This is a genomic window from Mesorhizobium argentiipisi (SeqCode) (assembly GCF_037179585.1).
In the GTDB taxonomy this organism is placed as follows: domain Bacteria; phylum Pseudomonadota; class Alphaproteobacteria; order Rhizobiales; family Rhizobiaceae; genus Mesorhizobium; species Mesorhizobium argentiipisi.
Window position 1 is genome coordinate 81,723 of record NZ_JAPYKO010000015.1, and the last position, 22,182, is coordinate 103,904.

At 64.1% G+C, this 22,182-nt stretch carries 22 protein-coding genes; 13 read left to right on the top strand and 9 right to left on the bottom strand.

Annotated features, from left to right (window positions below; translation table 11 throughout):
* The first annotated feature begins 122 nt into the window (after positions 1-122).
* From O7A05_RS20745 to O7A05_RS20760, 4 genes are read left to right on the top strand one after another with little or no spacing between them, the layout of a single operon-like run.
* Complete coding sequence (locus tag O7A05_RS20745; protein ID WP_337094828.1) at positions 123-1,139, top strand: ABC transporter substrate-binding protein; 1,017 nt, start codon at positions 123-125, stop codon at positions 1,137-1,139.
* 46 nt (positions 1,140-1,185) lie between these two features.
* Positions 1,186-2,649, top strand: coding sequence for a sugar ABC transporter ATP-binding protein (locus O7A05_RS20750; protein ID WP_337094829.1), 1,464 nt, complete (start codon positions 1,186-1,188; stop codon positions 2,647-2,649).
* Position 2,650: 1 nt separating this feature from the next.
* On the top strand, positions 2,651-3,628 hold the full coding sequence (locus O7A05_RS20755; RefSeq protein ID WP_337094830.1) for an ABC transporter permease: 978 nt from the start codon (positions 2,651-2,653) through the stop codon (positions 3,626-3,628).
* Between the two features lie 3 nt (positions 3,629-3,631).
* Positions 3,632-4,579 carry an ABC transporter permease gene (locus tag O7A05_RS20760; RefSeq protein WP_224518417.1) on the top strand — a complete coding sequence of 316 codons (948 nt, stop codon included), beginning with the start codon at positions 3,632-3,634 and terminating at the stop codon, positions 4,577-4,579.
* A 3-nt stretch (positions 4,580-4,582) separates the two neighbouring features.
* Here the strand turns inward: O7A05_RS20760 and ppa are convergent, their stop codons facing one another.
* The 5 genes from ppa to O7A05_RS20785 form a co-directional block, all read right to left on the bottom strand.
* Positions 4,583-5,116 carry an inorganic diphosphatase gene (gene ppa / locus O7A05_RS20765; RefSeq protein WP_125004240.1) on the bottom strand — a complete coding sequence of 178 codons (534 nt, stop codon included), beginning with the start codon at positions 5,114-5,116 and terminating at the stop codon, positions 4,583-4,585.
* Between the two features lie 332 nt (positions 5,117-5,448).
* A complete protein-coding gene (locus O7A05_RS20770) occupies positions 5,449-5,958 on the bottom strand; it encodes a GNAT family N-acetyltransferase (RefSeq protein WP_040991512.1) in 510 nt (169 codons plus the stop codon).
* 104 nt (positions 5,959-6,062) lie between these two features.
* On the bottom strand, positions 6,063-6,701 hold the full coding sequence (locus O7A05_RS20775) for a TPM domain-containing protein (protein ID WP_337094831.1): 639 nt from the start codon (positions 6,699-6,701) through the stop codon (positions 6,063-6,065).
* A gap of 6 nt (positions 6,702-6,707) precedes the next feature.
* Positions 6,708-7,532 (bottom strand): TPM domain-containing protein, encoded by an 825-nt coding sequence (locus O7A05_RS20780; protein ID WP_337094832.1) that lies wholly within the window; start codon positions 7,530-7,532, stop codon positions 6,708-6,710.
* A gap of 229 nt (positions 7,533-7,761) precedes the next feature.
* Positions 7,762-8,409, bottom strand: coding sequence for a LemA family protein (locus O7A05_RS20785; RefSeq protein WP_337094833.1), 648 nt, complete (start codon positions 8,407-8,409; stop codon positions 7,762-7,764).
* 242 nt (positions 8,410-8,651) lie between these two features.
* Between O7A05_RS20785 and O7A05_RS20790 the strand changes: the two genes are divergently transcribed.
* The 6 genes from O7A05_RS20790 (at position 8,652) to O7A05_RS20815 (ending at position 14,006) form a co-directional block, all read left to right on the top strand.
* On the top strand, positions 8,652-8,903 hold the full coding sequence (locus O7A05_RS20790) for a hypothetical protein (RefSeq protein WP_337094834.1): 252 nt from the start codon (positions 8,652-8,654) through the stop codon (positions 8,901-8,903).
* A gap of 12 nt (positions 8,904-8,915) precedes the next feature.
* Positions 8,916-9,800 (top strand): pyridoxal kinase PdxY, encoded by an 885-nt coding sequence (gene pdxY, locus O7A05_RS20795; protein ID WP_337094835.1) that lies wholly within the window; start codon positions 8,916-8,918, stop codon positions 9,798-9,800.
* Complete coding sequence (locus O7A05_RS20800) at positions 9,797-10,561, top strand: DUF429 domain-containing protein (RefSeq protein WP_337094836.1); 765 nt, start codon at positions 9,797-9,799, stop codon at positions 10,559-10,561. The genes pdxY and O7A05_RS20800 overlap by 4 nt, the downstream gene beginning before the upstream one ends.
* 138 nt (positions 10,562-10,699) lie before the next feature.
* Entirely contained in the window at positions 10,700-11,341 is a 642-nt protein-coding gene (locus tag O7A05_RS20805) for a carbonic anhydrase (RefSeq protein ID WP_337094837.1), read from the top strand.
* Positions 11,342-11,351: 10 nt separating this feature from the next.
* Positions 11,352-11,870, top strand: a complete 519-nt coding sequence (locus O7A05_RS20810; protein WP_337094838.1) for a nuclear transport factor 2 family protein — start codon at positions 11,352-11,354, stop codon at positions 11,868-11,870.
* Between the two features lie 87 nt (positions 11,871-11,957).
* Positions 11,958-14,006, top strand: a complete 2,049-nt coding sequence (locus O7A05_RS20815) for a M3 family metallopeptidase (protein ID WP_415927033.1) — start codon at positions 11,958-11,960, stop codon at positions 14,004-14,006.
* 166 nt (positions 14,007-14,172) lie between these two features.
* Here the strand turns inward: O7A05_RS20815 and O7A05_RS20820 are convergent, their stop codons facing one another.
* The 4 genes from O7A05_RS20820 to O7A05_RS20835 all read right to left on the bottom strand — a co-directional run bounded on the left by O7A05_RS20820 (position 14,173) and on the right by O7A05_RS20835 (position 18,949).
* On the bottom strand, positions 14,173-15,645 hold the full coding sequence (locus tag O7A05_RS20820; RefSeq protein ID WP_337094839.1) for a M81 family metallopeptidase: 1,473 nt from the start codon (positions 15,643-15,645) through the stop codon (positions 14,173-14,175).
* Positions 15,646-15,726: 81 nt separating this feature from the next.
* A complete protein-coding gene (locus tag O7A05_RS20825) occupies positions 15,727-16,551 on the bottom strand; it encodes a carbohydrate ABC transporter permease (protein ID WP_337094840.1) in 825 nt (274 codons plus the stop codon).
* The gene (locus O7A05_RS20830) at positions 16,548-17,417 is read right to left on the bottom strand and encodes a carbohydrate ABC transporter permease (protein WP_337094897.1); all 870 of its coding nucleotides are present in this window, start codon (positions 17,415-17,417) and stop codon (positions 16,548-16,550) included. Before O7A05_RS20830 ends, O7A05_RS20825 begins: the two co-directional genes overlap by 4 nt.
* A gap of 299 nt (positions 17,418-17,716) precedes the next feature.
* Positions 17,717-18,949, bottom strand: coding sequence for an ABC transporter substrate-binding protein (locus O7A05_RS20835; protein WP_337094841.1), 1,233 nt, complete (start codon positions 18,947-18,949; stop codon positions 17,717-17,719).
* Positions 18,950-19,121: 172 nt separating this feature from the next.
* Between O7A05_RS20835 and O7A05_RS20840 the strand changes: the two genes are divergently transcribed.
* From O7A05_RS20840 to O7A05_RS20850, 3 genes are read left to right on the top strand one after another with little or no spacing between them, the layout of a single operon-like run.
* Positions 19,122-19,892 carry an SDR family NAD(P)-dependent oxidoreductase gene (locus O7A05_RS20840; protein WP_337094842.1) on the top strand — a complete coding sequence of 257 codons (771 nt, stop codon included), beginning with the start codon at positions 19,122-19,124 and terminating at the stop codon, positions 19,890-19,892.
* A 2-nt stretch (positions 19,893-19,894) separates the two neighbouring features.
* Positions 19,895-20,962 carry an ABC transporter ATP-binding protein gene (locus O7A05_RS20845; protein WP_337094843.1) on the top strand — a complete coding sequence of 356 codons (1,068 nt, stop codon included), beginning with the start codon at positions 19,895-19,897 and terminating at the stop codon, positions 20,960-20,962.
* Positions 20,963-20,969: 7 nt separating this feature from the next.
* On the top strand, positions 20,970-21,851 hold the full coding sequence (locus O7A05_RS20850) for a MurR/RpiR family transcriptional regulator (RefSeq protein WP_337094844.1): 882 nt from the start codon (positions 20,970-20,972) through the stop codon (positions 21,849-21,851).
* Positions 21,852-22,182 lie beyond the last annotated feature (331 nt).

A 22,182-nucleotide genomic window follows, 5' to 3' on the forward strand; every position in this document is an offset into this window, starting at 1 on the left:
AGTTGATCGAGCAGTGCCAATGCTTTGCAGTTGACAGCTTGCGGTTCCTCTGAGATTTGTCTGACAATAGATAAAAAACAGAGAATTCGCGGTTAGTAGCAGCAACCTCGGGAGGAACCGACATGAAGAAACTGCTCGTATTGAGTGCATTCGCGGCGATGCTCGCCTCGGGCACCGCGCTTGCCGACACCAGCGGCAAGAAGATCGCCTTCTCCAACAATTATGCCGGCAATTCCTGGCGCCAGGCGATGCTCGACAGCTATGCGATCGTCACCAAGAAAGCGGTCGACGACAAGATCGTCGCCGCGGCCGATGTCTTCACCACCGCCGACAAGGAAGTGCCGACCCAGGCCGCCCAGGTGCAGAACCTGATCCTGCAGGGCTATGACGCCATCGTCATCAACGCCGCCTCTCCGGATGCGCTCAACGGCGCCATCAAGCAGGCCTGCGATGCCGGCATCGTGGTCGTCTCCTTCGACGGTATCGTGACCGAGCCTTGTGCCTATCGCGTCGTCGTCGACTTCAAGGATATGGGCAAGCAGGAAGTCGAGCAGATGGCCAAGTTCCAGCCCAAGGGCGGCAATCTGCTGGAAATCCGCGGGCTCGCCGGCACCTCGATCGACGACGCCATCCATGCCGGCATCCTCGAAGGCGTCGCCGCCCATCCCGAGTTCAAGATCGTCGGTTCGGTGACGGGCGACTGGGACCAGACCACGGCACAGAAGGCGGTGGCGACCATCCTGCCGTCGCTGCCGGACATCGTCGGCATCGTCGACCAGGGCGGTGACGGCTATGGCGCCGCGCAGGCCTTCGCCGCCGCCGGCAAGCCGCGTCCGACCATCATCATGGGCAACCGGCAGGACGAGTTGAAGTGGTGGAAGGAGCAGAAGGAGAAGGACGGCTACAAGACCTGGTCGGCCTCGATCGCGCCCGGCGTGTCGACGCTGGCCTTCTGGGTGGCGCAGCAGGTGCTCGACGGCCGCAAGGACATCCCGCACGACCTGCTGGTGCCCTATCTCGCCTTCACCCAGGACGATTTCGAGGCCGCGCTGCCGAAGATCAAGGAAGGCGGCGTCGCCACGCACGAATACACGCAGGAAGAGGCTATCGCGGCCATCAAGGCCAACATCAAGCAATAGCGGTGGGCATATTGCGGTTCGCATTGCCAACTGGGTAAAGTTGAGGATGCTCCAGGCTATTGCGGATATCGTCAGGCTCAACGGCGCCGAAAAGCATTTCGGCGCCGTTCGGGCGCTTAACGGCGTCGACTTCCATGTCGGCGCCGGCGAATGCGTAGGGCTGGTCGGCCATAACGGCGCCGGCAAGTCGACGCTCATGCATATGGTCGCCGGCACGCTGCGGCCGGATGGCGGGCAGATCGCCGTGCGCGGCACTCAGGAGGCGAGCTACTCGGTGGCGCGCGCGCTGGAGCTCGGCATACGCTGCGTATTCCAGGAACTGTCGCTCTGCCCCAATCTCGGCGTCGCCGAGAACACGCGCATCAACCATCCCTCGCTCACTGGCTTCGGCTGGCGGCGCAGGGCCGCCGAGCTCATACGGGCCAAGCTCGACGAGATCTTCCCCGGCCACGGCATTTCGGCGGACGACATTGCCGGCGACCTCTCGATCGGGCGGCGGCAGATGGTCGAGGTGGCGCGCGCCTTCACCCTAACCCGCGAGCCGCTGCATCTGGTCATCCTCGACGAGCCCACCTCGTCGCTCGATGCGCACACCGCGGGGCAACTGCTTTCCTTCGTGCGCCGCTTCGTGGCGGCGGGAGGCAGCTGCATCCTGATCTCGCATGTGCTGGGCGAGGTGCTGCAGAACGCCGACCGTATCGTGGTGATGCGCGACGGCAAGGTGGTCGCGGCTGATGCCGCAAGCGCGTTCGACCGCGACAGGCTGGTCGCAGCCATGGGCGGCGCCGAGGGACATCAGAAGGCCGCTGCCGAAGCCCGGAAAACCGAGGGCGGCGCGCTCAGGGTTCGCGCGCGTCCGGTCAGGCAGCAGGACGACAAGGAGCTTGTCGCCCGCGCCGGCGAGATCATCGGTCTTGCCGGGCTGGCCGGCCATGGCCAGACGGATCTTTTGCTGGCGATCTTCTCGGCCGCATCCCGCGCCAAAGCCGGCATCGAGGTTGCCGCGCCGGTGGCGCTGGTCGCCGGCGACCGTCAGTCGGACGGCATCTTTTCGCAATGGTCGATCGGGCAGAATATCGGCATCCGCTCGCTGGCGCGCCTGCGCAACGGGTTGCTGATCTCGCCGCAGCGCGAGGCCGAGCTTGCCGAATTCTGGAAAAAGAAGATCGGCATCCGCACGCCGGACATGAACAACAACATCTATTCGCTGTCGGGGGGCAACCAGCAGAAGGCGCTGTTTGCCCGCGCGCTCGGCTCCGACGCCGAGATCGTGCTGATGGACGATCCGATGCGCGGCGTCGACATCGGCACCAAGCTCGAAGTCTACGACCTCGTGCGCGAGGAGGCCGCCAAGGGCCGCACCTTCCTCTGGTACACGACCGAGACCGAGGAGCTCGACAATTGCGATCATGTCTATGTCTTCAAGAACGGCCGGATCGTCGCCAATCTTGGGCGCGACGAGCTGACGGAGGAAAAGATCATCCAGTCCTCGTTCGGCGATGCGGCCTGAGATGACGGCGATCGCTCCCGGAACGCTCCCGAAAGCCTCGCCGCGCGGCAGCGCGGCCAGGGCGCGCACGCTGCGCGGTCTTTTGCCGGCCTTGTCGCTGGCGCTGGTGCTGATGGCCATCGCTTGGCTCAACCCGCGCGCCATCAGCTATTTCGGCTTCAACCTGATGCTCAACCTGGCGGTCCCGATCGCGCTGGCGACGATAGCGCAGATGTTCGTCATCGCCGGCAACGAGCTCGACCTGTCCATCGGAACGTTCGTCGGCTTCGTCGGCTGCGTCACCGCGACATGGCTGAGAGAGGCGCCGCTCATCGGCATTCTCGTGCTCATCGGCTCGATCGGCGTCTATTCATTGCTCGGCGCACTGATCCACCTGCGCAATTTGCCTTCGATCGTGGTGACGCTCGGCATGAGCTTCGTTTGGCAGGGGCTTGCCATCCTCATCCTGCCCAAGCCCGGCGGCAAGGCGCCGGACTGGCTGCTGTCGATCATGTCGTTCAAGCCGCCTTACGTCCCGTTCCCGATCCTTGCCGCGCTGCTGATCGCCGCGGTCGTGCATTTCGGCCTGATGCGCACGTCCTATGGCGTCATCCTGCGCGGCTCGGGCGGCAACGCCGCGGCACTGCGGCGCGCCGGCTGGTCGCTGCTCAAGACCAAGATCGTGCTGTTCGCGCTGACCGGCCTGTTCGGCGTGCTTTCCGGCATGGCGTTGATCGGCATCACCACGTCGGCCGATGCCAACATAGGCAATGGCTATACGCTCCTGTCGATCGCCGGCGTCATTCTCGGTGGCGGCGAGTTCGTGGGCGGGCGCGTCTCGCCGATCGGCGCGGTCATCGGCGCGCTGACGCTGGCTTTGGCCGCCTCGCCGCTTTTGACCTTCATGCACATCCCGCCCGACTGGCAGGTGGCCGCCAATGGCGCGATCCTGATCATCGTGCTGGCGGCGCGGGTGCTGATCAGCCGCAGGGAGAGGTAGGCGATGACCTCAGTGCGGACGCTGCTTGAAAAACCCTGGATCTGGTCCTTCGTCGGCGCGGTCGTCGTCTGGCTGGCAACGATTGCCTTCACCGGCGGCTACGGCGCCGGCGGCATGGTCACGGCGGCGCTGTCGCTTGCCGTCTTCACCGTCATTGTCGGCGTCGGCCAGATGTTCGTCATCACGCTGGGACCCGGCAATGTCGACCTGTCGCTGCCGGCCAATATCGGGCTGGCAAGCGCGGTCGCCATGAAGGTGATGGGCGGCAGCGATTCCATGATCCTCGTCGGGCTGCTTGCAGCACTTGCCTGCGGCGCGGCGATCGGCGCCATCAACTATCTATTGATCTGGGCGCTGCGCATCCCGCCGATCATCGCCACGTTGTCGGCGAGCTTCATCATCCAGTCGGTCGACATCAGCTACGGCCGCGGCCTGCAGATCAAGCCGCCGCCCGGCTTCGCCGACTTCACCAACTGGCAGGTGCTGGGCATTCCGGTGCTGGCGATGCTGACGGTGATCTTCACCATCGGCGCCGCGCTTGCGCTGCAGCGCATGATCTACGGCCGCTCGGTGCTGGCGATCGGCCAGAACATCCGCGCCGCCTGGCTCGCCGGCGTCCATGTCGGCCGCATCCGCTTCCTCACCTACACGCTGTGTGGCGCTCTCGGCGGCATCGACGGGGCGCTGCTTGCCGGTTATTTCCGCGGCGCCAATGTCGATATCGGCAACGAATACCTGCTCGCCTCGATCGCGGTCGTGGTCATCGGCGGCACCTCGGTCGCCGGCGGCAAGGCCAATGTGCCCGGGGTCTGGGGCGCCGGCCTGTTCCTGGTGCTCCTGCTCACCATGCTCAACACGTTCGGCGTCAGCGCCGGCGTGCGGCTGCTGCTGACCGGGCTGATCATCGTCGGGGTGATCACGGCGGCCGGCGGCGAGAAGGCGGTGCGGTAGCCTTTATTTGGCTGCCTTAGCCCGCTCGATCGCGTCGACGATCATCTTCTTGGCGTATTTGGAATCGTGCCAGCCTTCGATCTTGACCCATTTGCCGGGCTCGAGATCCTTGTAGTGCTCGAAGAAGTGCTGCACCTGCTGGCGCGTGATCTCAGGCAGATGCGTGTATTCGGTGACGTTCTCGTAGCGCAGCGTCAGCTTGGGCGAGGGGACGGCGATCACCTTCTCGTCCTGGCCGGCATTGTCTTCCATGATCAAGACGCCGATCGGCCGCACATTGATGACGCAGCCCGGCACCAGCGCGCGGGTGTTGCAGACCAGAACGTCGATCGGGTCGCCGTCGCCCGACAGCGTGTGCGGCACGAAGCCGTAATTGCCGGGATAGCGCATCGAGGTGTGCAGGAAGCGGTCGACGAACAGCGTGCCGGCCTCCTTGTCCATCTCGTATTTGATCGGCTCGCCGCCGATCGGCACCTCGATGATGACGTTGACGTCCTCAGGCGGGTTCTTTCCGGTGGCTATCGCTTCGATACGCATGGTCTATCCCTCTCTCGATTCCAAGACGGATAGCGGGCGAAGCGTCATGGTGCAATGCGGCGAATGGCACTGTACGCTGATGGAAGCGCACAGTTTGTGATGGCCTGTAACCTAGGCTGTGTTGATATTCAGGTGATGCCGGCCTGCGAACGGTGGTTTCCTGCGCTTCCGGTGCTCACGTTCTTTAAGTACGCTCCGCTCCGGCCTTCGCCGGCCGAAGCCCTCATAAGTGTCTCCGCTTTATATAGGGCTACGGCCGGCGTAGGCCGGTTCTCAGAAACCAACGTTCTCGGCTCGGCCTGACCTGAATCTCAACACATCCCTAGGCGACGTTAGTCATTCCAGACGAAAGCCACTTTCTTAAGCGCCTTCTGCTCGAAGACCTCGACGCCTTCGGCGATATCGCGGCCGCCATTGCCGGCGTAGAAGGCCAAGGCGTTGTGATTGTCTTCCAGCGCCCAGACCACGAGGCCGCGCAGGCCGTGGTCGGCGAGCCGGGCCTTGGCCGCCTTGAACAGTCGGCTGCCGAGCCCGATGCCCTGATATTCCGGACGAAGATAGAGCTCGTAGATCTCACCCTGCTGCCTGAGCTCGCGGGCGCGGTTTTTGCCGATCGTGGCATAGCCGGCGACCGTTCCGCCGATCTCGACCACCAGCACGGTGGCGGCGCGGCGAATCGCGTTGGCCCACCAGTCGACACCGCGACGATTGATCATCGAGGTCAGCGTGCGGTGCGGGATGATGCCCGAATAGGCGCCGCGCCATGCCTGCTGGTGCACCTCGGCGATGGCGCTCGCGTCGCGCGGTTCTGCCTTCCGGATGTCGATCGTCAGCGTGTTCATGATTGGTTAACCATAAACCCGCCTCGCCCGATTGCAAAGAGTCCCCCAACACGCCTCCTCGCTTTCGCACAGGCGAAAGGTGCGTCCGCCGACGAGGCGCCGTGTCAGATTTCGACGAGATGATCGTCGAGTTCGTTGGCGTCGCCTTCGGTGACCGGGAAATGCTCGGCGAGTACCGCGCCGACCGTGCCGATAGCCTTCAGGAAGCCGTCGGCCAGCCGGTCATCGCCGGCATGTTTGGTCAGGTCGCCCACCACGCCGTCCCAGACATGCTGGCCGACCTTGGCATCGATGCCTGAGTCGGCGACGACCTCGGCATAACGCTCGGCTATGGAGACGAAGATGAGCACGCCGGTACGCGCCTGCGTGCGGTGGACGTTGCGGGCCAGGAACTGCTTCATCGCATTGGCGTGCGCGGCCTGATAGCGCAGCCTTCTCGGCACGAAATGAATGCGCAAGGCGGGCAGGAGCCTAAGCAAAATGAACACCGAGGCCAGCGCCAGCAATTGCGCCAGCACGAAATGCGGCAGCCGGATCGACAGCCACCAGGCTTCCAGCCCATAGGCGACGGCGAGGCTGGCGATAAACAGGCCGATCGTGGCGGTGAAGGCGGCCGGAAAAAAGTAGCCGTCGCTGGCCCTGGCGACGACGCAATAGATCTCGCCGTCGGTCTTCAGCTCGGCCGTCCGGATCGCCTCGGCGATGCGGTCATGGTCCTCGGCGCTGATCGGTCGTGTTGCCATGGTGCCTCACCAGCTTCCCGAAGAGCCGCCGCCGCCCGACGAGCCGCCGCCGCCGGAAAACCCGCCACCGCCGCCTCCGGAGGACCAGCCACCGCCGCCCGACGACCAGCCTCCGCCACCGGACGACCAGCCGCCGGAGGAAGAGCGCCGGTTCTGATCGAAGGTCATGCCGAGCCAGCGATAGCGGCCGGGTCCGATCTTCTGGCCGAAAATCGGCGGCAGAATCGTCATCGCGATGCCGCCAAAAAAGATCAGCGCCCAGATGCTGATGAAGATGGCGAAGAACAGATCGTCGGAATTGAACGGCGCCTGCTCGTTGCGCTTGCCGCGCGCCTCGAGCTCCTCGGGATTGCCCTGCAGCACCATGATCATGTCGTCGACGGCCTTGGTGATCCCGCCGGAGAAGTCGCCGGCGCGGAAGGCCGGTACCATGTCGTTTTCGATGATCAGCTTGGTGTGCAGGTCGGTGAGCGTGCCTTCCAGCCCATAGCCGACCTCGATGCGCATCTTGCGGTCGTTGGGCGCCACCAGCAGCAGCACGCCGTTGTTTTCTTTGGCCTGGCCGAGTTTCCAGAAGCGGAACAGCCGGTTGGCGTAAGGCTCGATCTCCTCGCCGCCGAGGCTGGGTATGGTGGCGACGACGATCTGGTCCGAGCCCTTGGTTTCGAAGTCCGCGAGCTTTTGCGTCAGCGCCGCGCGCGTGCCGGCATCGATGATGCCGGCATTGTCGACGACGCGGCCGGTGAGCGCGGGAAGGTCGGCGGCGAGGGCGGCGATGGGGAGGAGGAAAAAGGCAAGAAGGCCAAGATAGACGAGGTAGCCGCGAGGCACCCCCCTCTGGCCTGCCCCCCTTCGCCAAGGCTTCGGGGGCCAAGCCGGCCATCTCCCCCGCAAGGGGGGAGATTGATAGCTTCGCCGCCGGCTTTCTCTTTCAGACGCTGAAAATTGGCGAAAGCGCGGATGACGGCTGATCTCCCCCCTTGAGGGGGAGATGTCCGGCAGGACAGAGGGGGGCGCGAAGGAACGCAAGGCTGGTAAGCTCGGTAAACTGGTTCGCCGCTTACCCGCCCTGCTTGGTGGTGCTCGTGCCGAAATCGACCTTCGGCACCTGCATCTTGTCTTCCTCGACGGTGAAGTTCGCGAAGGGCTCGTTGCCGCGGAACCAGAAGGTCGCCCACAGCACGGACGGGAAGGTCTTCAGCGTCAGATTATAGTCCCTGACTGCCTGGATGTAATCGCGCCGCGCCACCGCGATGCGGTTCTCCGTGCCTTCGAGCTGCGCCTGCAGTGCGAGAAAATTCTGGTTCGCCTTGAGGTCGGGATAGGCTTCCGACACCGCGATCAGCCGCGATAGCGCGCTGGTCAGGCCGGCCTGGGCATCCTGGAACTTCTTCAGCGCCTCGGGATCCTTCAGCGTGTCAGGCGTCACCGTGATCTGCGTTGCCTTGGCGCGCGCCTGGACGACCGCGTCGAGCGTATCCTTTTCATGCGAGGCATAGCCCTTCACCGTCTCGACCAGGTTCGGGATCAGGTCGGAACGGCGCTGATATTGGTTGAGCACCTCGCTCCAGGCCGCATGGGCGTTCTCTTCCGCCGTCGGGATGGTGTTGTAGCCGCAGCCGGCAAGCAGCGGCAGCACGAAAGCCACCATCAGGAAGGCGGGCAGACTGCGGAAGGCGGAGGGTAGTGAGAGGCGCTCGGTAGTCATGATTGGTCCCTCGACAGAAGTTGCGTGCGAAGCATTACCACAATCCACGCGTAAGAAAATGTCCGGCCGATGACGCCTGCTCCGGCTCCGGCGCGAGCCACTGTGAATAGTCGAGCGAACAGGATTTCATCTTCTTGTTTGACGCAATTCCGGTCGGAAGGCTACGGCGAAGTCGCCGAGTCTAAACGCTTCGCACTTTTCCTGGAATTGATCTAAGCTCCGGGCAGGAAAGGGCAATTGCCATGGCCGAGCGCCGGGACGACGAGACCGAATCGCGCCGCATCCTCGAACGCGTGGCGCGCGAGACGGCGCCGGGCGGCGCGTCGTTCGTAACCCGCACGGCGAAAGATGCGCGCGACCATGTCACCGCCGCTGACGCCGACCGCGCCGATCCTATCGAATATTGGGGAACCCGCATTGGCCGAACGCTCGGCGTCATGATCGCCATTGGGCTATTGGTCTGGCTGGTGTATGCCGTCACGCGTGGCGGCTAGGAACAGATTTCCATGAGTGCAGAAAAAATCGACGCGCCGCGCGCGGTCATCGTCATCTCCAGCCATGTCGCCCGCGGCTCGGTCGGCAACCGCGCGGCGGTATTCGCGCTGGAGACGCTGGGCTTCCCGGTCTGGGCGGTGCCGACCGTCATCCTGCCCTGGCATCCGGGCCACAGCCGGGCCACGCGCATCGTGCCGCCGCTCGATCAGTTCAAGGCGCTGATGGCCGATCTCGAGCGCGCGCCCTGGCTGGGCGAGGTGAGGGCCGTGCTGTCGGGCTATCTCGGCGAGGCTGGCCAGGCCGACGCGGTCGCCTCGCTGGTTGCCGCCGTCAAGGACAAGACGCCGAACGCACTTTACATCTGCGACCCGGTGATGGGCGATTCGGGCGGGCTCTACGTGCCCGAGCCGACCGCCGCCGCCATGCGCGACAAATTGATGCCGATCGCGGATATCGCCACTCCCAACCGCTATGAGCTGGAATGGATGGCGGGTGCGCCGCTGCCCGACATCAAGGCGGTGACGGCGGCGGCGCTTCATGCCGGCCCTTCGACCATGCTGGTGACTTCGGCGCCCGCGATGATGATGGGCGGCACCGGGAATTTCCTGCTCGACGGCAGCCAGGCGCTGCTTGCCGAGCACCGCGTGATCGAGAAGCCGCCGAACGGGCTTGGCGACCTGACGGCCGCGGTCTATCTGGCGCGCGTTCTCTCCGGCCAGCCGCCCCTCAAGGCGCTGCAATCGACCACCGCCGCGGTCTACGAGATCCTCGCCCGCACCGCGAAGCGCGGCGGCGACGAGCTGCAGCTCGAAACCGACGCGCAGAGTCTTTCGCACCCCATGGCCATGGTGCAACTGCGTCATCTCTTGCATCCCGGGCGGGACAAGCGGGCGTGAAGCCTGACGGCCGGCTGGCAGGCGTCGACGGCTGCAAGGCCGGCTGGATCGTCGTCCACCGCGAAGCGGACGCCGCGCCGTCGGTCTCGGTCTTCCCCAGCTTCCGGGCACTGCTCGACGCGCTGCCCAATGCCACCATCGCCGTCGACATGCCGATCGGCCTGCCGGATTTTTCGCGCAGAGGTGGTCGCGGGCCGGAAGCGCTGGTGCGGCCGCTGCTCGGGGCGCGGCAAGCGAGTGTCTTCGCCATCCCCTCGCGGGCGGCGCTCTATGCCGACACCAGCGACTTCACCACGATCGAGGGCTGGTATGCGGCGCATCGAAGGGCAAGCGCGGTGGCGATGGGGACCTCCGACCCGCCGCGCGGCGTTTCCATCCAGGCCTTTGGCATCTTTTCGAAGATCCGCGAGATCGACGCCTTGCTGATCGCAATGCCGGATTTGCGCCGCCGCGTCTTTGAATCTCACCCCGAAGTCGCGTTCTGCCGCTTGAATGGCGGCACGGCGATGGCGCTGCCGAAGAAGATTAAGGGAGCGGTCAACCCGGCCGGCATGGAGGAGCGCAAGGCGCTGCTTTGCCGGCATGGCTACGAAAAAGCATTCCTCGATCAGGCGCCGCCACGGGGCGCAGCGAGCGATGACTTCCTCGACGCGGCGGCGATGATGCTGATTGCCGGGCGTATCGCCGGCGGCGAGGCGCGGCCTTCACCCGATCCGCCGCCGGTGGACCGTTTCGGCATCCCGATCGCCATCTGGACATAGTCAAGCCACGCCCCCGCATCGCGATTGCGACGGAGCCATCCGCAATTCGGCATTGCCCGCGACCGGCTTTTGCCGTTAGAGCCTTCTTCGATCGCAACGAGCTGCCGCCTCCAACCCCCGGAAAGGCTTTAGCCGCCCATGCCCCATCTTCCCGAACATCTGCTGACCGGCTATCGCAACTTCATGACCAGCCGCTATCCGGCCGAAAGCGGACGCTATCGTTCGCTGGCGCACGAGGGCCAGGCACCGGAAACGATGATCGTCGCTTGCTGCGATTCCCGCTCCGCTCCGGAAGCGATCTTCGACGCCGGGCCGGGCGAGCTCTTCGTGCTGCGCAATGTCGGCAATCTCGTGCCGCCCTACGAGCCGGACGGCGAGTTCCATTCGACCTCGGCCGCGCTCGAATTTGCCGTACAGAGCCTGAAGGTGAGGAACATCGTGGTGATGGGCCATGGCCGCTGCGGCGGCATACGCGCCGCGCTCGACACGAACTTTGCGCCGCTGTCGCCCGGCGATTTCATCGGCAAATGGATGAGCCTGATCGCGCCTGCCGCCGAGACTGTCTCGTCCAGCACCTTCATGACGGCGACCGAGCGGCAGACGGCGTTGGAGCGTATTTCCATCCGCTACTCTATCGCCAATCTCAGGACCTTTCCCTGCGTCTCGATCCTCGAGGGCAAGGGCAAGCTCACGCTCTACGGCGCATGGTTCGATATCTCGACCGGGGAGCTGTGGGTGATGAACAAGGAAACCGGCGATTTCGAACGGCCCGAGCTCTAAGGGAGCGGTGATGCAGCGAAGCTGGTGGAGAATCTTACTGGAGCGGTTCACCGCTTCACGGAAACGCCGAGCCATTCGAGCTCCTTGGTTTTGCGCAATTCCGAGCGGAAAACCGGCACCCACTTTTCCTGGAATTGCTCTGACGGCGACGCTGCTGCTGTCCTCGCTCGTACCTGCCGCCGCCGATGACGGCGCCATCATCGACCGCTGGTACTCGGCACTGCTGGTCGCCGACCGCACAGAATTGTCCGACCTGCTTTCCGACGACGTGCGCATGAAGCTCGACGACGTCGGCATCGTGCAGACCAAGCAGGATTTCATCGCCTCGATCGATGAATGGCAGAGCGCGGTGGCGGGCGCCGCCATTCGTCACCGCATCGAGAAGAGCGAGGACGGCGAGACCACGGTGCTCGCCTGTTACGACTTCCCCAGCAACGACACGCTGATGCGCGAGACCTTCACCGTCGCAGGCGGGCGGATCGTCGCCAGCACCCAGAGGGCGGTGGCGCAGGACTGCAGCGCCTATTGAGGCGAAGCCCGAGTTGCGCGTCGCGCGGCACCGCCCTACATCGGGAACTGCCCTCCGCCTATCGAAACTCCCCGATTGGATCTGTCCATGTCAAAAACCGTCGATCTCGCCGCCCATCCGCTGACCGTCTGGCAAGGGCCGCTCGGCCTGCCGGACTTCTCGCGCATCGGCGACAATGATTTCGGCCCTGTCTTCGACGCGGCGCTTGCGGCGCATCAGGCCGAGATCGACGCGATCGCCGGCAACAGCGAGGCGCCGACTGTCGAGAACACACTTGCCGAGCTCGAGCTTGCGGGTGAAGCGCTTGACCATGTCTCGTCGATCTTCTGGTGCCGCGCCGGCGCTCATACCAACGACACGATCCAGGCGATGGAGCGCGAGGTTTCGCCAAAGATGTCACGGCATTTCTCGGCGATCTCGATGAACGAGAAGCTGTTTGCCCGCATCGACGATCTCTATCAGCGCCGTGACACCCTGCAGCTCGATGCCGAAACGCTGCGCGTCCTGGAAAAGACCTGGAAGGGCTTTGTCCGGTCGGGCGCTAAATTGGATGCCGAGGGCAAGAAGCGGCTCGCGGCCATCAATGAGGAACTTTCCTCGCTCGGCACCAAATTCGGCCAGAATGTGCTCGCCGACGAGCGCGACTGGGCGCTGTTCCTCGACGAGGCCGACCTTGCCGGCCTGCCGGACTTTTTGAAGAGCGCCATGGCCGAGGCCGCCGAAATGCGCGGCCAGAAAGGCCGTTACGCGGTGACGCTGTCGCGCTCGATCTACGAGCCGTTCTCGACCTTCTCGGAGCGCCGCGACCTGCGCGAGATCGCGTTCAAAGCCTTCATCATGCGCGGCCAGAATGGCGGCGCCTCCGACAACACCGATGTTGTGCGCGACATGCTGAAGCTGCGCGCCGAGAAAGCGAAGCTTCTGGGCTACGGCTCTTTCGCAGCGCTGAAGCTCGACGACACGATGGCGAAGACGCCGAAGGCCGTGCACGAGCTGCTCGATCCCGTGTGGGAGAAAGCACTGGAAAAAGCGGCCGCCGACCAGAAGGAGCTGGAGCGGCTGGCCGCGGAAGCCGGCAGCAACGAGAAGTTCGCGGCCTGGGACTGGCGCTTCTACCAGGAGAAGCTGCGCGCCGAGAAATTCGCCTTCGACGAAGCGGAGCTGAAACCTTACCTGCAGCTCGAACGCGTCATCGAAGCCTGCTTCGATGTGGCGACCCGCCTGTTCGGCATCACTTTCGAGGAAAAGAAGGGCATAACAGCCTGGCATCCCGACGCGCGCGTCTTCGTGGTAAAGAATGCCGACGGCAGCGAACGCGGCCTGTTCCTCGCCGATTATTTTGCGCGCCCGTCAAAACGCTCCGGCGCCTGGATGAGCGCGCTTCGGTCCGGTTACAAGCTCGGCGACGGCGCCAAACCGGTGATCTACAACATCATGAATTTCGCCAAGCCGCCGGCCGGCGAGGCGGCGCTGCTGTCGGTCGATGAGGCAAAGACGCTGTTCCACGAATTCGGCCACGCGCTGCACGGCATGCTGACCGACGTCACCTGGCCGTCGGTTTCCGGCACTTCGGTCAGCCGCGATTTCGTCGAACTGCCCTCGCAGCTTTACGAGCATTGGCTGACGGTGCCGGCGGTGCTGGAAAAGCATGCGCTGCACGTCAAGACCGGCAAGCCGATGCCGAAGGCGCTGCTCGACAAGATGCTCGCCGCCCGCACCTTCGGCGCCGGTTTCGCCACGGTCGAGTTCACCGCTTCGGCGCTGATCGACATGGCCTATCATGCGCGACCTGACGCGCCCGCCGAGCCGCTTCGATACGAGGCTGAAACGCTGGAAAAGCTGCATATGCCCGACACGATCGCGATGCGCCACCGCACCCCGCATTTCGGCCATATCTTCGCCGGGGACGGATATTCAGCCGGCTATTATTCCTACATGTGGTCGGAAGTGCTTGACGCCGATGCGTTCTCGGCCTTCGAGGAGACAGGCGATGCCTTCAATCCGGAACTTGCCGAGCGGCTTCGGAAGAACATCTATGCCGCCGGCGGATCGAAGGACCCGGAAGAGCTTTATACGGCGTTCCGCGGCAAGATGCCTTCGCCTGAAGCGATGATGGTGAAGCGGGGGCTGGTGTAGCGCGGGTGATCTCCCCCCTTGAGGGGGAGATGTCGCCGAAGGCGACAGAGGGGGTCGCCTCAACTGCTACTACGCTCCAGGGCGACGATGGGGATTGTTGGCGCTTCACGCGCGGCGACCCCCTCTGGCCGCTTCGCGGCCATCTCCCCCTCAAGGGGGGAGATCATCAGCGCCACGGATCAGCCACCCGCGGCCAGATCGGCCGGTTGAGCTTTCTGTAATCCGTCACCGCCGGATTGCTCGGATAGGAACTCGGCGCAGCCACATAGATGATCTCGGCGGCGATCGGCGCGAAGCCGGCGTAGAAATGATTCGTCGACTTGATCAAGAGGACGTCCTTCGACAGCGGATCGATGCCGATGTTGGAAAAGATATCCGGCTCGAAGGTCTGGGTGCGGTTGGTGTTCAAGATGACATCGACCTCGGTGCCTTCGATGCGCACCACCGCCGATGGCCCCAGCGTCACGCGGCTCGGCCCGAAACTCTGCCATCCTTCGTTGGTTGTCTTTAGCACCCTGACGCGGGCATCGATCGGCTCGCCGGCCTGAGGGCCGGCCTTGCCGCCGAATCGCAGGTCGATGACCGCGCCTTCGCCGGCCGCATGGCAAAAGGTCACGGCGATCGGGTCCCAGATCGTCGCCACGCCGACCTTGGTCACGCCACGCGAAAGCAGCTCGCGCAGCACGATGGTGCCGTCGCCCGGCACGCCGCCGCCCGGATTGTCCCAGATGTCGGCGATGACCGCCGGCTTGTCCTTGCGTTCGGCGCGCACTGCTAGCGCCCGCTCGATGCCGGCCGATGCAGACAGCATCGTCATGGCTGTCTTTTCGCGCAGGTCATAGAGCTCACGCCCGAGCGTTTCGGCGAGCTTGTCGCCCTTTTCCTTGGCATTGTCGGTGACGACCAGGATGCGCGTGCCCATTTCCGGCACGTCGGCGGCCATGAAGCCGTGGATGACCGAGACCGACAACACGCCGTCCTTGCCGTGCAGCGCCTTGATCCTGTCGACGAAGGAGCGCATCGGCTCGCGGCTGGTCGGCAGCACCTGGATCATGCGGCAGTCGAAGGTCGAGATCACCGGCTTGATCTCGCCGCGCGCCGCGGCGAGGCCGAGCTCGACCACATGCTCGCCGCGCTCGTAGAGATCGGTGTGCGGGAATTCCAGGAAATAGGCCATGACATTGCAGGCCGCGACGCGTTTCGGCGTCAAATGGCTGTGCGGATCGAATTCCGATGCGATTACCACTTTCGGGCCGACGATGGCGCGCACGCGCTCCAGGAGATCGCCTTCGCAATCGTCATAGCCTTGCGCCACCATGGCACCATGCAGGCCGAGGATGACGGCATCGACCGGCAATGCCTCCCTTAGCTGGCCAAGGATCTCGTCGCGCAGCGCTTCATAGGTCTGGCGTTGCACCAGACCGCCGGGCTCCGCCCAGGTGGCGGTACCTTCGATGACGGTCAACCCTTCTTTCGCGGCGCGCTTGCGCAACGCCACGATCGGCGAGGAGCAGAGCGTCGGCGTCTCCGGATGTTTTCCGGGGCCGGCATAGAAGGCCATCTCGAAGGAAGCCCGGTCTGTCGGCACCGGCGAGAAGGTGTTGGTTTCCGTCGCCAGCGAGGCGGTGAAGATGCGCATGAGGGCTCCGTGATGACCTTTTGTTTTTCGCAATTCCGGACGGAAAACCGCTGCACACTTTTCCTGGAATTGCAGGGATTGCTACTTGACCGCGCCGAGCGCCAATCCGCGGACGAGGTAGCGCTGCAGCCAAATGAAGAGGATCGCCACCGGCAGTGTCGCCAGCAGCGTGGCCGCCATGACATGGTGCCATTCGATCGTATAGCGGCCAGCGACCAGCGAGAAAACCTGGATCGGCAACGTGTAGCTTTCCTGGCTGCGCAGCATGGTGAGCGCCACGACGAACTCGTTCCAGGCATTGATGAAGGTGAAGATCGCCGTCACCGCGATCGCCGGCAGGCAAAGCGGCAGGAAGACTTTGCGCAGGGTGAGCCAGCGCCCGGCGCCTTCCATCCAGGCGGCCTCCTCCAGGTCGCGCGGGATGGTGTCGAAATAGCTCTGCAGCATCCAGACGGTGAAGGCCACGTTGAAGGCCATATAGATGAAGCCGAGCGCGGTGGTGCTCTCGACCAGGCCCCAGGCCGCCATCAGCCGGAACAGCCCAAGCACTAGCACGATCGGCGATATCATCTGCGAGATCAAAAGGAACTGGCGGAAGGCGCCATAGCCGGCAAAGCGGAAGCGCGACATGGCGTAGGCCGCCGGCACCGAGATCAGGATCGCGCCGATGGTCGCCAGCGCCGAGACATAGAGCGAGTTGACGAGCGCCTGGCCAAAACCGGTCGCCACCCACATGTCGGCGAAATTCGACCAGTGAAATTCGCTCGGCCACCAGGTGGGCGTCAGTACTTCGGTGCGCGGCTTGACGGCGGTGAGGAACATCACCGCGAACGGAAAGATCGTCACCGCGATCAATGGAGCCAGCAGCAGCCAGGCGATGATGGTGCGTTTCATCTTAGGGGTCATGCGCGCTGCTCCCGCATGGCAAGGCGCACATAGATCATGGTGAAGACGAGCAGGATCGCGAACATCACCAGCGAGACGGCGGAAGCCTCGCCCAGCTTGCCGATCCGGAAGGCGAGCTTGTAGAGATGCGTGACCAATATGTCGGTCGAGTTCGCTGGCCCCCCTTGAGTCATCACCCAGATGATCGGGAAGGAGTTGAAGACATAGATGGTGTTGAGCACGATTGCGATGTTGATGAAGGGTTTCAGCAGCGGAAAGGTGATCTCGCGGAACTGCTGCAAGGGCGTCGCGCCCTCGAGTGCCGCCGCCTCGTAGAGATCGTCGGGGATCGAGGACAGGCCGCCGAGGAAGATCGTTGTGGTGAACGGCACCGTCACCAATATGCCGATCAGCACCTGCATCGGGAAGGCGGTCTCGGCGCTCGCCAGCCACTGGATGTTCTGGCTGATCAGGCCGAGCTTCATCAGCGCCGAATTCAGCATGCCGCTTTCGCCGTTGAGCGCCCAGCGCCAGACCACCGCGGTCATGGTCAGCGACACCGCCCAGGGCAGCATGATGATGACGCGGGCGAGGCCGCGGCCGTAGAAGTCTGTATTGAGGATGATCGCTACCGGGATCGACAAAAGCAGCGCGCCGCCGACCACGAGCACGGTCCAGAGCCCGGTGCGCCAAAGCGCTGCGATGAAGTCGGGATCGGCGGCGAGCGCCGAGAAATTGGCCAGGCCGCTGAACTCGCGAAGCTGGCCAAAGCGGTTCACGTCATGCGTCGCTATCTGGATCAGGTCCCAGACCGGCCAGAAAATCACCATCGCCGCCAGGAGCAGGCTGGGCAGCGTCAGCAGATAAGGCACGAAACGATTTTGCATCGGCTCGATGGCACCATGTTGCGGGTAGGCAGCAGTGGCAGTGGCATTGGTGCTCAAGACACGTCCTTTGAATTCCTCGCCGACGTCTGCGCTGCCCCTCATCTGCCTGCTGTCGCCGGCGATTTCGTCAGTCGCGGCAGGAAAAGCGCCTGCATTGCGGACAGCTCTTTCTCCCCGTCACTATACGGGGAGAAATGCCCGGCAGGGCAATGAGGGGCGGCGCCGACGTAGAACACCTTCCAAAAAGGTGTGGCGCGCTCCGACGGGTGGAGCGCGCCACGGGCGCAGGGAGATACGCCCTATTTCTTCTTCAGGACGGCGTTCGCCTTGTCGGCGGCGTCCTTCAGGGCGGCTTCCGGCGTGGCGCTGCCGAGATAGATCTTCTGCATGGCGTCCGACGTGATCTGGGCGATCTCTTCCCAGCCCGGGATGACCGGCGCGAAGCGGGCGTCGGGCAGAAGCGCGGTGAAGGCGGCGAGGTCGGCGTTGTTGACGTAGTAGTCCATCTTGGCCTCTTCCTTGTTCACCGGCAGGAAGCCTTCGCCCTGCGTGAACTTGGCGCGCTGCTCCTTGGTGAACAGGAAGTCGAGCAGCTTCCAGGCCTCGTCCTTGTTCTTGGAGTTCTTGAACATGATGATGGAGTCTGTGACGCCATAGGTGCCGCGCGCGCCGGTCGGGCCGGCGGGGATGGCGGCGACGCCGTATTTCAGCTTCGGCGCCTCTTCCTTGATCTGGTTGGAGAGGAAAGGCGCGGTGATCATCATGCCGACCTTGCCCTGCTTGAACAGGTTCTGCACGTCCTCGCGGTTGTTGGAGGTGACGCCCGGTTCCGTCAGGCCCTCGTCGATCATCGACTTGTAGAGCTTGGCGGCCTCGAGCGCGCCCGGCGTGCTCAAGCCGGATGTGCCGTCCTTGTTGAGGATCTCGGTGCCGAAGGACCACATCGCATAGTAGTAATAGACGTCGGTCTCGATCTCCTTGCCTTGCAGGCCGTAGCCGAAGGCGCCTTGAGCCTTGATCTTGCGCGCGTCCTCCTGCAGCTCGGTCCAGGTGGCCGGCGGCTTGGCAATGCCGGCCTTTTCGAACAGCTCCTTGTTGTAATACATGGCGCGCGCGGAAGCCGCGATCGGCAGGCCGTAGGTGTGGCCGTCCATGATCGAGGGTTGCAGGAAGGTATCGATGAAGCGGTCCTTGAACTCGGGCTTGATGTAGCTGTCGAGCGGCTCGGCGACATCCTGCTGGACGAAGTCGATCAGCCAGCGCGTGCCGATGATCGAAAGGTCGGCATTGGTGCCGGCGGTGATGTCGGTTGTGAGTTTTTGCAGGAGCACGTCCCACGGCACCACTTCATATTTGATGGTGATGCCGGGATTGGCCGCCTCGAACTCCTTCTTCACCGCTTCGAAATAGGGGCCGGTCTTGGCGCTGTACTCGGCGACGGTGACGCGCACCTCTCCCGCATCGGCGGGTGCGGCAAAAGCCAGCATGCTCATTCCGGCCAACAGGCCGACTGTCCATTTCGCAAGGCTCATCTGATTTCCTCCCATGATGCCCATTCGCGCCTGGCCTTAGAAGCACAGGATTTATGTTACTTTCCTACATTATCGAGGGTTAGGCCCAATGCAAGCAGTTTATCATGTTGCTAAATTACATTTTGTTGGGTAGCGTTCCGTCGCTGTCTGGCGGGGCGGAGGAGCGCGCATCGTGGTATCAAGGGCCGATTTCGAGGGCAAAACCGTTGTCGTCACGGGCGCCGGCGGCGGCCTCGGTTCGGCGATCGTTGAGCTTATGGCCGAGCGCGGCGCGCGCATCATCGGCTGCGACCAGTCGACGGAGGCGCTGGCCGGTCCGCATATCGCCTCTCGCCACGTCTTCAACCTGCTCGATCGGGCCTCTATCGAAGCGGCGATCCCGGCACTGCTCGACAAGGACGGCGTTCCCGACATCCTGATCAACAATGCCGGCTGGACGCGCGCCGAGACCTTGAACGCGCTGACGGCGGACAAAATCGAGCAGGAGCTCGGCCTCAATCTGACCGGCGTGATGACTTTCGCCGATCCGCTCATCAAGGCGATGTCCAAGCGCGGCTCGGGCAGCGTCGTCTTCATCTCCTCGGTCAACGCCATCGCGCATTTCGGCAATCCGGCCTATGCGGCGGCCAAGGCCGGCATCAACGCCTACGCTAAATCGATCGCCGTCGAGCTTGGCCGCAGCGGCGTGCGCGCCAATGTCGTCTGTCCGGGTTCGATCCGCACCGCCGCCTGGGACCACCGCCTCGCCAAGGATCCCGAGATCCTCGGCCGGCTCAAGCGGCTCTATCCGCTTGGCCGCATCGTCAACGCTTCCGAAGTAGCGGAAGCCGTGGCTTTCCTTGCCTCGGACCGCGCTTCCGGCATAACAGGTGCCGCGGTGCCCGTGGATGCCGGGCTGACAGCTGGCTACCTGCCTTTTATCGACGACATATTGGGAACGTGACCATGACCGACGTCCAGTTCCGCAACCTGTCGAAATCCTTCGGCCAGCACAAAATCCTCGAAGACATCAATCTCGACATCCGGACCGGTGAGTTCGTCGTGCTGGTTGGCCCCTCCGGCTGCGGCAAGTCTACTTTGCTGCGCATGTTGGCCGGGCTGGAGACGATCACCTCTGGCGATCTCGTCATCGGCGGCACGCGCGCCAACGACCTGCCGCCGCAGAGGCGCAACATCGCCATGGTGTTCCAGTCCTATGCACTGTTTCCGCATTTGAAGGCCGCCGAAAATATCGGCTTCGGCCCAAAAATCCGCGGCGAGACGCGCGCCGCGATCGACGACAAGGTGAAGAAGGCCTCGGGCGTGCTCAACCTCTTCTCTTATCTCGACCGTTATCCCAGGCAGTTGTCCGGCGGCCAGCGCCAGCGCGTCGCCATGGGCCGCGCCATCGTGCGCGAGCCTTCGGTCTTCCTGTTCGACGAGCCCCTTTCCAATCTCGACGCGCAGTTGCGCGTGCAGATGCGCACCGAGATCAAGGCGCTGCACCAGCGGCTGAAATCGACCATCGTCTATGTCACCCACGACCAGATCGAGGCGATGACCATGGCCGACCGCATCGTGGTGATGGATCGCGGCCGCATCCAGCAGGTCGGGCAGCCGCTGGAGCTCTACGACCGGCCGGCCAATAAATTCGTCGCCAGCTTCATCGGCTCGCCCTCGATGAGCTTCGTCTCCGGCGCGCTGAAGACCGCCGGAGCCAAGTCCTGGTTTGAAACGACAGGCGGCGGCCGTCTGGCGCTCCCGGGCAAGGCTACGTCCGGCAGCGACACGGTCGAGGCCGGCATCCGGCCCGAGCACTTCATCGTCGGCGCCGGCGATGATGCCCTCGCAATCGAGGTGGACGTCGTCGAACCGACCGGCTCGGAAACGCATGTCTATGGCTTCGTCGGCGACGACACGGTGCGCGCTGTGTTCCGCGACCGCCTGCAGGTGAAGCCCGGCGACCGGCTGCCGGTGAGCGTCGACCCGCGCAACATCCACCTCTTCGAGAAGGCGACGGGCCTGCCGCTGTGAGAACATGATGAAGAGCCCGGCCGACATCATCACCCGCCTGCAATTGATGTCGCAGGACGGCACCAAGTCGGACCGCCGGCTGGCCGGGCTGGTGCTTTCCGACCTCGATTTTGCCTCCAAGGCCGCCATCTCGGAGATCGCCGCGCGCGTCGGCGTCAGCGAGCCGACCGTCACCCGCTTCTGCCGCAATCTCGGCTGCGAGGGCCTGCGCGATTTCAAATTCTATCTGGCGCAGGCGATCGCCATCGGCGGCCAGTATCTGTCGCCGGAGCCGCTCAGCCGCGACGCGCGCGAGCAGCGCATCGCGTCGGCAATCACCGAGGCGGCGATCGCCGCCATCCAGCGCGCCAGCGAAAATCTCGACATGACGACGCTGATGGATGTCGCCGCCCGCATCGCCGGTTCGGGCAATGTGCTGTGCATCGGCTCCGGCGGCATCTCCTCGATGATGGCGACCGAGATGCAGAACCGGCTGTTCCGGCTGGGTCTCTCGGCGCTCGCCCAGACCGACGGCCAGCTGCAGCGCATGTATGCCGCGGTGGCGACGCCGGAGACGACGCTGCTTGCCTTCTCCGTCTCGGGCTATGCGCGCTCGGTGATCGAAGCCGTCGAGGTCGCCCAGCAATATGGCGCCGCCACCGTCGCAATCACCGCGCCGGATTCGGCCTTGGCCAAAGTCGCCGACACGGTGATCCTTTTGCAGTCCGTCGAGGACGGCAACATCTACAAGCCGACCTCGTCGCGCTACGCGCTTTTGGCCATCCTCGACATGATCGCCACCACGGTGGCGGAAGCGCGGGGGCCGAAAGTGCTGGAGAATCTGCGCCGCATAAAGCAGAGCGTGAATACGCTGAAGGTCGACGATCCGAAGCTGCCGCTTGGGGATTGAGCGGTTGCAGCGGCTTGCGCCGCCGAGATTGGCGATCCTTCGCGCCCCCCGCTGCCCTGCCGGGCATCTTCCCGATTGGCAGCTTCCGCGCCCCTCATGTAGCGCTGGTCGACCCCCACTCCGTCTCGGCTTCGCCGAGCCACCTCTCCCCCGATCGACGGGGTAGAGGAAGGCGTGCCAAGCTTTTTGCCGTCAACGCCCGTCCAGCAACGCTCCCTTCCTTTCCCTCCGGAGGGGGGAAAGGTGGCGCTGCGAAGCAGCGACGGATTGGGGGAACCACCTGGCAATCAAGCCTCGGCCTGATCAGTCGCGCCAGTCACAGAAGATGTGT